Here is a 14,307-nt window from a genome sequence, read left to right as displayed (position 1 = left end):
CACCGGAGAATCGGAGCCTTTACTTTTTTTTAATTCGTATATGGATATTCGTAATCATTATCTTCAACTTCCGGAGCTGCAAGCTGTGTGCGGAGGGTGGAAGGAATAGGGAGATCTAAATGTTCCCGTAATTCCTTTTCGACACTCGCCCGGCTATATGGGTCCACCTGATAATACCACAATCCGTCTTCCAGTTTGCCGCCTGTTCCTTCTAAGGCAACGGATTCAATGTTCAGATTCGTATCCAATCCGTAGGTGAGGAAACTCTTCATGTGGTCAAAGGTTAAGTTCGTAGCCATATTATCGCCAACGGCTCGAATAACATCGTCCAGTTTTGTAATCGAACCGACAGAAGCTGCCCGCTTCACAATCGCTTTAATGATTTCCTGCTGTCTTTTTCCTCGTTCGAAATCATTATCATATTTCCTCGTCCGGGCAACTGCGAGCGCCTCCTCCCCGTTTAAATTTTGATATCCGGGAGTAAGGTGGATGGCATTTTGATTATCGTCAGAATCTAGCTCATACATTTCATAAGGGACGTTATACATAATTCCGCCCAGCGCATCGACAACTTCGATAAAGGCGTCAAAATTGATGCGGACGAAATAATCAACTGGAATATTTAAAAATTCCTCCACTGTTTCAATCGTTGCCTTCGGGCCGCCATGAAAATGGGCGTGGTTGATTTTCGTATATTGCCCGATTTCCGGAACGTATACATACGTATCCCGCGGAATGGAGAGGAGTTTCACACTATGATCCTCTTTACTAAAGGTTGCCAGAATCAGCGCATCAGAGCGGCTATTGCCGTCATAATCGCGATGTTCACTGTCGTCCACCCCGATGATGAGTACAGATATATTATCTTCCAGCGGGTCGACGGCTTCTTCCCTTAAGTCGGAAACACCTTCTTCCCGGTCGATTTCCACGTAGGAATCTTCTACTGCCTTTTGGGCTGTACTATATATGTGATATCCATAGGCGGAAACGCCGCCAATGAGAACAAATAGAACAGAAGCAACTATGATAAAGATTCTTTTCCTTTTATTCCTCTTATTCTGTTTTTTTATTTCTTTACGACTGATTTGGCCGTCCATTATATTTCACCTCTTAAAAACGTGTCATGAAACATTTTACCTTTATTTTAAGAAAACGTAAATACTGAGTTAAAAGTTTCAGCTTCTATTCGACAAAAGTCGGGAAATGGCTGAATCCAATAGCACTATGAAAAACTACTAATTAGCAGTTTTCATGGGTAATAAGGCCCTTATCATTACCTATCTCATTAAATACAAGGGAAAATACACCTATATTTATATTGTTGAATTATGCTATAATATAGCATGTATTGTCGAATAATTCAGTTTACGCAATAAGGCGGGGGGAAAGACATGGAGGAAACAATCAGCCTCAAAGAAATATTTGAGGTTATAAAGAAAAGATTGCTCATGATTATTTCTATGACCTTATTAGCCGCAACAGCAGCAGCAATCATCAGTTATTTTTTTCTGACACCTCAGTACGAAAACAACTCACAAATTCTAGTAAACCAAAGAAACATGGAGACGGGACAAGTCACCCAGGCAGATGTGCGTACGAACGTGGAGCTAATTAATACTTATAGTGTCATTATTAAAAGTCCGAGAATCCTAGATATCGTTATAGAAGAATTAAATTTAAATATGACTAGCTCCCAGCTGGCGGATAAAATCCAAGTAAACAGTGCGGAAAATTCCCAGGTAGTGACTGTAACGGCGACTGATCCGGACCCGGTGATGGCAACAAACCTTGCCAATGCCACCGTCCAAGTGTTTGAACGGGAAGTTCCTAGTCTCATGAATGTTGATAACGTGAATATTTTAACAGAGGCGATGCTCCCGGATAACCCGAGTCCAATATCCCCGAATCCGCTTCTCAATATTGCCATTGCTGTCGTGCTTGGCATGATGGTCGGAGTAGGACTTGCCTTCTTATTGGAATACTTGGATAACACCTTTAAATCGGAAGAAGATATTGAAAAACATCTTCAGCTGCCGGTGTTAGGGGTAGTTTCTTTTATCAGCGAAAAAGATATGGCACAAGCTGTTTCGTCTCACACGAGAAAGAAGAGGGGGAAGCTAAGTGGCGCGTCGCAAAAAGCACTCTAAACAATTAAAGAAAGGCCGTAATCTGATTACCGAAACAAGCCCGCGGTCCCCGATTTCCGAACAGTATCGGACAATCCGCACCAACTTGCAATTTTCTGCGGTCGATTCGGAACTGCAAGCGATATTATTTACTTCCGCCGGGCGGGAGGAAGGAAAATCGACATCGGTGGCGAATGTGGCGGTTGTGTATGCCCAACAGGGGAAAAAGGTGTTGTTAATTGACGCCGACATGCGGAAACCGACGGTACATTATTCTTTCCGCGCGGATAATATAAGAGGATTGAGCAACCTGTTAGTTGAGCAGGCAACGATTGAGGATGCCATTCAGGAGACCCGTGTGGAAAACTTGCACGTCATAACAAGCGGGCCGATTCCGCCGAATCCGGCAGAACTGTTGGCATCGAAAAAAATGGAAAGCCTTATGGAAGAATTAAAGAACATGTATGATGTCATTTTAATCGACTCGCCTCCAGTGCTGGCGGTAACGGATGCGCTTATTCTATCAGCACTGGTCGACGGGGTCGTCTTAGTCGTGCGCAGCAAACAGACAGAAATAGAAGTAGCGCAAAAGGCAGTAGAACTGCTTGATTCCAGCAGAGCAAAACTGCTCGGTGCGATCTTAAACAGTCAGGATAATAAACAATCGGATAACTACTACTATTACTATGGCAGATGATAGAAAACCTCCAGCAACTAACTGGAGGTTTATTTGTGTTCGGAAAATATCGAATTTTGACTAAAGGAAGTTTAATATAATCTCTTTCTTATTCTTATTAATTTTGTTATGATAACAAATAAGTATATTTACCCATATTATTAAAGGTGGTAATAGGATGATAGACCTACATTGTCATATTTTGCCAGGCGCAGATGATGGACCAAAAGTAATGGAAGAAAGTATTGCCATGGCTAAAGCAGCCTTAGAGCAGGGGATTCACACCATTGTGGCAACTCCGCACCATCAGAACGGCAGATACTTAAATGACAAAGAGGCTGTTTTGGCTAAGGTAAAAGAACTGAATGAAGTATTACAAGAAAGAGGGGTACCCTTACAAATTTTGTCTGGGCAGGAAGTCCGAATTCATGGAGAATTAATTAAGGAATTGCGCCAAGGAAAAGTAATGGGGGTGGCGGAGAAATCCAATTATTTGTTTATTGAATTGCCGCCGGACCATTTTCCCCGTTTTGCCAGCCAAATGTTATTTGATCTCCAGCTGGAAGGCTACCGTCCGGTCATCGTGCACCCGGAGCGGAACCGAGAAATCATGGAAAATCCGCTTATGCTCTACAATATGGTAAAGAAGGGGATTTTTACCCAAGTGACTGCAGCGAGCGTGGCAGGGAAATTCGGGAAGAAAATTCAAACCTTTTCCCATCAGCTCATCGATGCAAATCTCACCCATTTTATCGCCTCAGATGCCCACAACACAACAAACAGGGGTTTTTGTTTGCAGGAAGCTTACGAAGTGGTAGATAGGCAGTTTGGTGTCAGTACAAGAGTGATGCTGATGGAGAATGCCGAATTGCTTCTCGAAGGATTGTATATCAACGCTATGGAGCCAGAGGCTGTCAGAAAGAAAAAATTCCTTGGTCTATTTTAAAAAAATTCTCAATGAATAAGGGGGAAATTGCAGATGGGAGACAGTGATTCAATCCGTGTAGCAGTAGTAGAAAATCAGCAGCTAATTCAGGACTTATTAACCGTTATTTTCCAAGAAGCAGGAGAGATTGAACTGGCCGGTTTTGCAAGGACCGAGGAGGAAGCGAAAGAGCTGGTTCGTCACCACAAACCAGATATTGTCATTGTAGACATTCATAGCCCGGGGATAGATGGAATAAAAGAAATTAAGATGATTAAACAATATTCACCGCAGACAAAGATTATTATGCTTGGAGCCAAGCCGGATGAACGGCTGATTTTCCGCGGGATTCAGGCAGGGGCAGAAACTTTTTTGCTGACCGATATGTCCAATGAGCAATTTATTAATGCCATTAAAGAAGTGTATCACGGCGGACACGTAATCTCCGGTGCAGCGGCAAAAGCAATTGTCAGCTGTATGAAGGAAATCAGTCTCGACAAGAAGGAGTATTTGGGCAAACGCCTAAATGATAGCGGATACAATTTAACGAATAGAGAACTGGATATTGCCTATCTGGTAATGGAAGGCAGAAGCAATGCAGAAATATCGCAAATACTATCGCTGGAAGAAGGAACGGTTAAAAACTATATCAGCGAAATCTATAGTAAATTGGGCATACGGAAACGCCCTAAAGCAATCTCATTCCTTCGTTCGTTAATTGAGGAGGAAGTAATGATTGAGTCATAAAAACTCTGACTTTTTTGTCAAGGAAAGTCACTACACTTTATGACTGGGACTATAGTATTATAAAGAATGCGAGTGTCGTTTAATATCGGAAAATCGTAATTTATGGCGAACATATAAACGATTAACCGATAAACTAGATCCGTTGATATCTTTTTGCAGCATGGTTTATCTATCCGGAGGTGCAAAACTACGCACCCAGAATTATTTAAGAGATACGTGCGCAATCTAATATCGGAATATTGTTAATTATTTAACATATCGACAACCAGGATAGGGAGGAGTCATTGAAGTTTGGATAATCTGTCGTAAACGATTAACGATATTTCGTTCAGTTAGATTTATTGATAGTAAGCGCTCTATTTTTGCATCATGTTTCGCCATCCGATGGTACAAACTATGCACCCGGGATTATTAAAGAGATACGTGCGCAATCTAATATCGGAATATTGTTAATTATTGAACATGTACGACAGCCAGGATAGGAAAGGAACAGTGATGTTTGGATGACCTATCGAAAACGATTAATATTATTAATATTATTAGATTCGTTGACTGTAAGCACGGCTATATTTCTTGCTGCATGGCTAGTATATCCAACGGTGCAAGATGCGCGCCTGGAAGTAATAGTTATAAGCGCTGTGACATTGCTCGTTTTCCATCATTTTTTCGCATTCATTTATAAGCTCTATCATAAAGTGTGGGCATACGCGAGTGTAGGGGAATTGATAGCTATTTTAAAAGCCGTTACATTATCAATTTTCGCAGCAGGGGTTGTGCAATTCTTTATCAATGATTTTGCGATTTATCGGAGAGCCCTGCTGGTAACGTGGATGTTACATATATTGTTTATCGGGGGCTCTCGCTTTATTTGGCGCATCTATCGGGAGCGCTGCAATCGAACAAAGCTTGAACAGCGCCGCACATTAATCGTTGGGGCGGGAGCGGCAGGATCGATGGTGGCAAGACAATTAATAAACGAACAACATCATGTCGATATTTGCCCTGTCGCTTTTGTCGATGACGATAAGGCGAAACAAAAAATGGAAATTTACGGACTTCCTGTAGCGGGTGCCGTGAAGGACATTTCAAGGATTGCTGAAAAATACAAGGTGGAACTTATAGTTATTGCGATACCTTCGTTGAAAAATGGTGAGTTGCGGAAAATTATGGACTACTGTCAAAAGACCGATGCGAAGGTGCAAATGATACCAAAAATTGAAGACATTATGACGGGAAAAGTATCCGTTTCCCAGCTGAAAAATGTGGAAGTAGAAGACCTTTTAGGACGAGAGCCGGTAAAACTCGATATAGATGCTATCAGTGAATACGTAGCAGGAAAAACAGTCATGGTAACCGGAGCTGGCGGTTCTATTGGTTCAGAAATTTGCCGTCAGCTGATGAAATTCATTCCGGGAAAAATCCTTCTCCTCGGTCACGGAGAAAACAGCATATATCAAATTCATATGGAACTGAAAGAAAAATATCATGATACAGATATAGAAATTATTCCGGTAATCGGTGATATTCAGGATCGGACAAGGATATTTGAAATCATTGAAGAACATCGGCCGGAAATCATATATCACGCTGCAGCACATAAACATGTGCCGATGATGGAATTTAATCCCCATGAAGCAGTGAAGAACAATATTATCGGTACAAAAAATGTTGCGGATGCAGCGAATGCTTTTGGTGTTGATGCCTTTGTTCTTGTCTCCACCGATAAGGCGGTAAACCCGACGAACGTGATGGGGGCAACGAAACGGATAGCAGAAATGATCATTCAAGACTTATCGAAACAGAGCAAAACGAAATTTGTTGCCGTCCGATTTGGAAATGTACTCGGAAGCCGGGGAAGTGTCATTCCGCTGTTTAAGAAACAAATTGCCAAAGGCGGTCCGGTGACGGTAACTCATCCAGACATGACCCGTTATTTCATGACGATTCCAGAAGCATCCCGGCTGGTCATTCAGGCAGGAACTCTTGCAAAGGGCGGAGAAATCTTCGTCTTGGATATGGGCGAACCGGTAAAAATTGTCGATCTCGCCCGGAACTTAATTAAGCTGTCGGGCTATACGGAAGAAGAAATTCCGATTGTCTTCACCGGCATCCGTCCTGGCGAGAAAATGTTTGAGGAATTGTTAAATGAGGAAGAGATACATCCGGATGCGGTGTATGAAAAGATTTATGTGGGACGGACTACTGATTTTGATACGGAAAAAATCGATAATTTTATCCAGAAATTCCAGCAATTAGAAACGAAAAAAGTGAAAGAAGAGTTATTGGATATTGTGTATGCAAAGAAGAAGTCAGCGGTAGTTTAGTAGCTTGGAACTAAAACTATGTTCGAACGGAGGGATTTGATTTTGAAACTTATTAAAAAAGCAATTATTCCGGCTGCTGGGCTTGGAACAAGATTCCTCCCTGCGACAAAAGCAATGCCTAAGGAGATGCTTCCAATTGTTGATAGACCAACGATTGAATACATTGTTGAAGAAGCCATCGAATCTGGGATTGAAGATATCATCATTGTGACTGGGAAAGGGAAGCGGGCGATAGAGGATCACTTTGACCACAATTTTGAGCTGGAAGAAAACCTAGCGAAAAAGCAAAAGTTTGATCTCTTGGAAAAAGTGAAGAAATCGACGAATGTCGATATTTACTATATCCGGCAGAAAGAACCAAAAGGTTTAGGACATGCGGTATGGACAGCCCGCAAGTTTATCGGCAATGAACCTTTTGCAGTACTCCTTGGCGATGATATTGTCCGTGCGGAAACACCGGGATTAAAACAGCTTATTCAGCAATATGAAGAAACGGGCTGCTCCATTGTAGGTGTACAAAAGGTTCCTGATGAAGAGACCCAACGTTATGGAATTATAGATCCAAGCGCGAGAGAAGGCAGACGTTTCTTAGTTCACAACTTTGTGGAAAAACCAGAACCGGGAACTGCTCCTTCCAATTTGGCAATCATGGGCCGGTATATTCTTACACCAGAAATATTTAATTTCTTGGAAAAACAAGAAATTGGTGCAGGCGGCGAAATTCAACTAACGGATGCTATTCAAAAATTAAATGAAGTACAAAAGGTGTATGCCTATGATTTTGAAGGCAAGAGATATGATGTCGGTGAAAAGTTAGGATTTATTAAGACGACTATTGAATTTGCGCTGGAGAATGAGGAAATTAGGGATGAACTGTATGAATACCTTGTAGACAAATTGCAAGAAATTCAGATTAAACTATAAGAATTTTAGGTGTGTACATTCTTAGAATGCACACACCTGGAAACCTTTAAATAGTCTATATTTAGATATTTAGTACTTTGTTTGATAAGTATCATTGAATAAAGTACTAAATATACTAAGTACGGTAGGGGTGAAATGGTGGAAATGTATTTAAAAATAAAAAGAGTACTAGATTTTATTCTATCATTCATTGGCTTAGTTGTATTATCACCCATTTTTATCATTCTTGTATTTGCAATCAAACTGGATTCTAAAGGTCCGGTGTTATTTAAACAAAAACGGGTCGGGATGCATAAAAAACACTTTTATATTCTTAAGTTTAGAACAATGCGAATCGATACCCCGAAAGATATACCTACCCATCTACTGGAAGATCCCGAGCAGTATATTACAAGGGTAGGCAAGTTCCTAAGAAAAACAAGTTTGGATGAATTGCCGCAAATTTTTAATATATTGGCAGGGCAGATGAGTATAATCGGTCCGAGACCAGCTTTATGGAATCAATACGATTTAATTGAAGAAAGAGATAAATACGGAGCGAATGACGTTCCGCCTGGTTTAACAGGTTGGGCACAAATCAATGGAAGAGATGAACTGCCAATTGAAATAAAGGCAAGATTTGATGGTGAGTATGTTGAAAAAATTGGTTTGTGGATGGATGTGAAATGTTTTATTGGTACGATTGTCAGTGTTATAAAAAGCGATGGAGTTGTCGAGGGTGGTACAGGAACGATAGCTAAGAAAGAAATAGCTAGTGATAAGGAGACCGTATCGAAATGAAAAGAATTTTAATCACTGGCAAGAATAGTTACGTTGGAAATTCCTTCGGAAAATGGCTTGAGAATTATCCAGGGAAATATGAAGTTGATAAGATTAGTTTAAGAGATGCCAATTGGAAAAAAATAGATTTTTCTAAATACGACTCAATATTGCATGTGGCAGGAATCGCCCATGTATCTACGAATCCAAAAATGAAAGAAAAGTATTATAAAGTTAATCGTGACTTAACAATTGATGTAGCAAAAAAAGCAAAGGATGAAGGTGTCAGTCAATTCATATTTATGAGCAGTATCATAGTTTATGGAGACAGTATGAATAATACAGCTTATATAAATAAGGATACTATACCAAAGCCCAGTAATTTTTATGGCAAAAGTAAGTTGGAAGCAGAAGAGGGAATAAAACCTTTAGAAAATGACAAATTTAAAATTGCCATCATCCGCCCACCGATGATATATGGAAAGAACTCTAAAGGAAATTATCCTCGATTAGCTGAGTTTGCAAGAAGAATCCCAGTTTTTCCAGACTTTGAAAATAAAAGAAGTATGCTTCATATTGATAATCTCTCCGAATTTATACGTTTATTGATTGAAAATGAAGAAAGAGGGCTATTCTTCCCTCAGAATCTTGAATATGTAACAACATCTGAAATGGTAAAAATGATTGCAGAAGTTCATGGGAAAAGGATTAAAACTACTAAGTTTTTTAACCCGTTTTTAAGTATGTTGAGAAATAGAATCGTACTTGTTAATAAGGTATTTGGGGATTTGATTTATGAAAAAAGCCTTAGCGATTATAAGGTAGACTATAGAATCTTAGATTTAAAAGCATCCATCGAATCAACTGAAAGCAGGGATTAGTTTGAGTCCAAAAAAAGTATTATTTCTAGTAAATCATGACGTTGTTATCTATAATTTTCGCCGTGAAATAGTCGAAAGATTATTGAAAGATGGATATGAGGTATTTATATCTTCTCCTTATGGTGAAAGAATAGACGATTTGGTTAATATGGGGTGCCATTTTATAGAGACTTCGGTTGAGCGTCATGGAAAAAATATATTTAAAGAATTTCAACTTATCCGTTATTATAAAAGGATTATGAAAGAAATAAAGCCAGATATAGTACTAACTTTTACCATTAAACCAAATATTTATGGTGGTATAGCTGCCCAAAAGTTAAATATACCTTACATTGCAAATATTACTGGTTTAGGAACTGCGGTTGAGAATAAAGGATTATTACAAAAACTCTCAATAGTTTTATATAAATTAGCATTTAGAAAAATTTCTACTGTTTTCTTCCAAAACAGTGAAAATCAGAAATTCTTTTTAAAACATAAAATTGCAATTGGAAAAGATAAGCTACTTCCGGGTTCTGGAGTCAATTTAGATTATTTTACAGTTTTAGAATATCCATCTCCCGAGACAATAGAATTTATTTTTATTTCTAGAATCATGAAAGAAAAAGGGATTGAACAATATATTGATGCAGCCAAGTATATAAGGAAGAAATATCCTTTTACCCGATTTCACATATTAGGATTTTGCGAAGAAGATTATGAAGATAAATTAAAGAGATTAGAGGAAGAGAATGTTGTAATTTATCATGGAATGCAAAGGGATATTAGGAAGTTTCTTAAGAATACACATTGTACCATTCATCCTACTTATTATCCTGAAGGAATGTCAAATGTATTATTGGAAAGTGCTGCATCTGGAAGACCTGTTATTACTACTAATAGGAGTGGTTGTAGGGAAATTGTAGTTGATGGTATTAATGGCTTTATTGTAGAACCTAAAAATAGTAAAGATTTAATAAATAAAATCGAGAGGTTTATAAAACTGCCTAAAAAAGAAAAAGAAGAAATGGGATTGGCTGGCAGAGCAAAGGTTGAAAAGGAATTTGATCGTAAAATAGTTGTTAAGGAATATTTAGATCAGATAAATAAAATAACTAGGTAAGGATTTGTAAATATATGAAACGAATATTGTTTATAGAATCGCGTTATAATTCTTTTTATGGTGCACAAAAAAGTTTGTTAAAGTTAGTACAAAGTCTTGACGAAAGAGAATTTGAATATAAAATTGTTACAACTTCTGATGGCAATTTTAAAAAGGGGTTTGAAGAAAATAACATAGATGTTGATGTAATAAAGTTAGGAGAAAAAGCAAATGTATTCGGAGGGAAAATTCTAGATTACACTTTGTTTGATAAATTAATAGTAATCATACAAATTATAATATTTAATATCAAATTATTAAATTATATTAGGAAAAACCAGATTGATATTATATATGTAAATGATTTAAGAGCATTTTTATATTCTATATTAGCAACAAAATTATTGAATAAAAAGAATGTATGGTATATCAGGACAGATATTAATTCATCATTTTTAACGAATTTGGGACTAAGTCTTTCGGATAATATTATTATAATTGCACAAGGTGTATTAAGACGCATTCCAAAAAATAAAATAAAAAAATACAACAATAAAATTACCAATATTTATACAGGTTTTGATTTTAAACAATTCAAAATATATGATAAAAAGGAATCGAAATTGAGGCTTGGAATATCTTCGGAAAAGTTTGTAATTGGTTATTTAGGCTCAATAAATGAAAGAAAAGGAATAGATTTGTTAATAGATAGTTATATAAATGTTTCAAAAATCTATGATGATTTACACCTACTACTAATAGGTGATGTAAGTCTGGGTTATGAAGAATATTGGGAGCAACAACTAAATAAGTTAATAATCGCAGATGTTCCATTTACTATAAAACCATATAGAAAAAATGTGAGTGAAGGATACAGTGCTATGGATATATTTGTCTTGCCTTCAAATTCAGAAGGGCTACCTAGAGTAGTAATAGAAGCAATGGCGCATAAGATTCCTGTTATAGCTACTGATGTCGGAGGGATAAGTGAAGTAATACCAAATAATGAAATTGGCTATTTAATTAAAAAGGGAAATCAATACGAGTTAATAAAAGCTATTGAGCTATTAAAAGAGAACGAGGATTATAGGATAAAAATGAGTAAGAATGGTCAAAAGTATTGCATAACCAAATTTAATCATAAAAAGTTTTCTGAGGATATTAATAAGTTCTTTTTAGATTTATAGTTTGTTAAAAGTAATAATGGGAATATTAAATTACGAGAAAGTTGTCACTCCATTTTATTTGACTTTTTAAAGGGAGTTTTTGAGAGATGAATCATATAGAGAAAAAAAGCATGTATTCTAGATTATTCTATTTTTTTCTTGTATCTATATTTTCAATAATATTTATTATGTATACCTATAATTTTCAAATAAATTATATCACTTTATTGTTTATATTATTCATACCATTAATTGTAATACCCATTTTAATTTCAAAAGATCTTATGCACCCATTTAATATATTCTTAATAAATTCTCAATTTCTATTTATCTTCAATATGATAGAAATTAATGCTAATAAAAGTTCCTTTAGATACGGCTCTCTACCACCTAGTTATCATGATACGGCTTTCTTTTGGGCGATTTTAGTAATGGTATTATGGTTTATATTTATGTATTTTGGCTATATGGTTTCAAGAAAAACAAAAACTAAGCCATTGAACAATTCGATTTTACAGATTACAAATCTGAAAATAATTTCTGTCATATTAATGCTTGTAGGTGTTATCAGTTTTTTATATCTCGTATCTCTACAAGGAGGTTTTTCAGGTATTATTGATGCTTTATTAAATAGAAGAGATGCATATGCTGGGTTAGCTTATTTTCGAAAACTTACAACCTTATTTTCAATTGGTGCTATTATGCTTCTTTTTAGTGGTTTCAAAAAAACTTCATTTATACTGATATGTATGTCATGCATAATGCTCGCTACATATGGTGGTAGAGGAGCAGCATTCTTTGGTTCAGTTTTTCCCTTTCTTATTTGTTATCATTACCAAGTAAGGAAATTAAAAGTAATAAAATTATTACCAATTGCTATAATAGCAGTCTTGTTAGCTATTGCATTAGGTAACTATAGATTATATAAAGAATTTAAAGTTAATGTAACCGGAATATTTGATATGTTGGGTGACATAGCTAGTAGTACACAAGGAGGAGAGATTCTACCTAGTTTGGTTGGTTCTTTAATCAAAGGAGAAATTGACTATCAATATGGATCTACTTTAGTAAATATTATATTTGCCCCGATTCCTAGGACGATTTGGAAAGATAAACCAATAATAGATGAAAGTGGAGTTGTTGGACAGGCATTAATGGGAAGTAATTATTGGGGGTTACCGCCAGGTCCATATGGAATAGCTTTTTTTAATTTTGGATTTATCGGTGTTATTATTATAGCCTTTTTAGTTGGATATATAATTTACAAACTGTATAACAAATTTATTCTAACCAATAAGAACTATAGAACAGGAATTATATTGTATGCATTTATAATAGGCTCTGCTTTTGATTTTATATCTACCTCTGAACAAATTGATTTATTATGGTACATTGCAGTTTTTACGGTTATAAAAATATTAGATATGCTAATAAGTTCATTCAATAGTAAAAAGAAATTAGATGTTAAGCGAAAAATAAATTACAGCTATTAGGCATATTCAAGTAAATTAGTTGGGTATTTTAGTTTTTTAATAAATGTTTCTGTAAAATAACTAAATGAGATAGCTAAAAATACAACAATAATTAAGAACACATAATTCATAATCCGAATTAAGAAATGTATTTCAACTATATAGTGTTGGATTAAAAGGGTGAAGATCTTTGAGAATCAAAAATTTAATTAAGTCATCGATGATTGGAAGTATTTATAAAGATATAAGGTACTTTTATTATAAATCATTATCAAGTAAACAAGTTATTAATAGAAGATTTATAAGTAAAAACAATCGAAAACCAAACTTACAAAATCCTTCGACATTTAATGAAAAACTTCAATGGTTAAAATTAAATTGGTATAGCCCAAATGCGGTAAAATGCGCAGATAAATATGAAGTTCGAAATTATGTTAAGGAGAAAATTGGTGACCAATATTTAAATGAATTATACGGTGTTTATAATTCTGTAGATGAAATAAATATTGATCAACTACCTAAGGCCTTTGTTTTAAAAGCTACTCACGGCAGTGGTTCTATTTTAATTTGTAAAGATAAAAATAAAGAAGATTGGAACAAAAATTTTAAAATGATGAGAAAGTGGTTGAAACGAAATATTTACTGGTACACAAGGGAATGGGTTTATAAAGATATTCAGCCGAGAATTATTTGTGAAAAATATTTGGAGGAAATAGACACAAAAGAGCTTACAGATTATAAATTATATTGTTTTAATGGAAAGCCTACTTATTGCCAAGTCATTAAAGGTAGAAATTCGAAAAAAACTATTGATTTCTTTGATACAAATTGGAACCATATGGGATTTAACGGTTTGCAAAGGGCACCTCACTACCCACAGGAAATCCCCAAACCAGAAAAATATGAGAAAATGTTGAAATTGGCTAAAAAGTTATCAGAGGATTTTCCATTTGTTCGAGTTGATTTATACTATGTTAATCAAAAAATATATTTTGGAGAACTTACTTTTTTTCCAATGAGTGGTTTTGGGGCATTTAATCCGATTGAGTGGGATAAAAAAATGGGTGATTTATTGGAGTTACCAAAATAAATTGTTCTGTGAATAAATAATAACACTAGCATTGCATAAATATAGTTGGAATATTCCGTAAATAATTTTCTCATAAATTAAGCCAAAAAGTCAAAGTCCAACTAAAGGTGGCTTTATCCATTTTTTGAAAATTATA

At 36.0% G+C, this 14,307-nt stretch carries 13 protein-coding genes; 12 read left to right on the top strand and 1 reads right to left on the bottom strand.

The window, feature by feature from the left end; all coding sequences use genetic code 11:
* Nucleotides 1–29 precede the first annotated feature (29 nt).
* On the bottom strand, nucleotides 30–1,097 hold the full coding sequence (locus IEV18_RS10925) for an LCP family protein (RefSeq protein ID WP_188392416.1): 1,068 nt from the start codon (nucleotides 1,095–1,097) through the stop codon (nucleotides 30–32).
* Between the two features lie 294 nt (nucleotides 1,098–1,391).
* Between IEV18_RS10925 and IEV18_RS10920 the strand changes: the two genes are divergently transcribed.
* From IEV18_RS10920 to IEV18_RS10865, 12 genes are all read left to right on the top strand, one after another.
* Nucleotides 1,392–2,147: a YveK family protein gene (locus tag IEV18_RS10920; protein ID WP_188392415.1), complete on the top strand. Its 756-nt coding sequence runs from the start codon at nucleotides 1,392–1,394 to the stop codon at nucleotides 2,145–2,147.
* Nucleotides 2,122–2,823: a CpsD/CapB family tyrosine-protein kinase gene (locus IEV18_RS10915; RefSeq protein WP_188392414.1), complete on the top strand. Its 702-nt coding sequence runs from the start codon at nucleotides 2,122–2,124 to the stop codon at nucleotides 2,821–2,823. The genes IEV18_RS10920 and IEV18_RS10915 overlap by 26 nt, the downstream gene beginning before the upstream one ends.
* A gap of 157 nt (nucleotides 2,824–2,980) precedes the next feature.
* Complete coding sequence (locus IEV18_RS10910; RefSeq protein WP_188392413.1) at nucleotides 2,981–3,748, top strand: tyrosine-protein phosphatase; 768 nt, start codon at nucleotides 2,981–2,983, stop codon at nucleotides 3,746–3,748.
* A 33-nt stretch (nucleotides 3,749–3,781) separates the two neighbouring features.
* A complete protein-coding gene (locus tag IEV18_RS10905; RefSeq protein WP_188392412.1) occupies nucleotides 3,782–4,474 on the top strand; it encodes a response regulator in 693 nt (230 codons plus the stop codon).
* Between the two features lie 503 nt (nucleotides 4,475–4,977).
* Entirely contained in the window at nucleotides 4,978–6,798 is a 1,821-nt protein-coding gene (locus tag IEV18_RS10900; RefSeq protein WP_188392411.1) for a polysaccharide biosynthesis protein, read from the top strand.
* A gap of 42 nt (nucleotides 6,799–6,840) precedes the next feature.
* The gene (gene galU / locus IEV18_RS10895; protein WP_188392410.1) at nucleotides 6,841–7,722 is read left to right on the top strand and encodes a UTP--glucose-1-phosphate uridylyltransferase GalU; all 882 of its coding nucleotides are present in this window, start codon (nucleotides 6,841–6,843) and stop codon (nucleotides 7,720–7,722) included.
* A 144-nt stretch (nucleotides 7,723–7,866) separates the two neighbouring features.
* Entirely contained in the window at nucleotides 7,867–8,502 is a 636-nt protein-coding gene (locus tag IEV18_RS10890) for a sugar transferase (RefSeq protein WP_188392432.1), read from the top strand.
* Nucleotides 8,499–9,362 (top strand): NAD-dependent epimerase/dehydratase family protein, encoded by an 864-nt coding sequence (locus tag IEV18_RS10885; protein ID WP_188392409.1) that lies wholly within the window; start codon nucleotides 8,499–8,501, stop codon nucleotides 9,360–9,362. Before IEV18_RS10890 ends, IEV18_RS10885 begins: the two co-directional genes overlap by 4 nt.
* A 1-nt stretch (nucleotide 9,363) precedes the next feature.
* Nucleotides 9,364–10,464 carry a glycosyltransferase family 4 protein gene (locus IEV18_RS10880; protein WP_188392408.1) on the top strand — a complete coding sequence of 367 codons (1,101 nt, stop codon included), beginning with the start codon at nucleotides 9,364–9,366 and terminating at the stop codon, nucleotides 10,462–10,464.
* A gap of 14 nt (nucleotides 10,465–10,478) precedes the next feature.
* On the top strand, nucleotides 10,479–11,630 hold the full coding sequence (locus IEV18_RS10875) for a glycosyltransferase family 4 protein (protein WP_188392407.1): 1,152 nt from the start codon (nucleotides 10,479–10,481) through the stop codon (nucleotides 11,628–11,630).
* An 86-nt stretch (nucleotides 11,631–11,716) separates the two neighbouring features.
* Complete coding sequence (locus IEV18_RS10870; protein ID WP_188392406.1) at nucleotides 11,717–13,102, top strand: O-antigen polymerase; 1,386 nt, start codon at nucleotides 11,717–11,719, stop codon at nucleotides 13,100–13,102.
* Between the two features lie 169 nt (nucleotides 13,103–13,271).
* Nucleotides 13,272–14,171, top strand: coding sequence for an ATP-grasp fold amidoligase family protein (locus tag IEV18_RS10865; protein WP_188392405.1), 900 nt, complete (start codon nucleotides 13,272–13,274; stop codon nucleotides 14,169–14,171).
* Nucleotides 14,172–14,307 lie beyond the last annotated feature (136 nt).

The sequence above is a fragment of the Compostibacillus humi genome (assembly GCF_014637175.1).
GTDB classification, from domain to species: domain Bacteria; phylum Bacillota; class Bacilli; order Bacillales; family Amphibacillaceae; genus Oceanobacillus; species Oceanobacillus humi.
The sequence above is the reverse complement of the archived record's forward strand: the minus strand, read 5'-3'. Positions and strand labels throughout refer to the sequence as shown.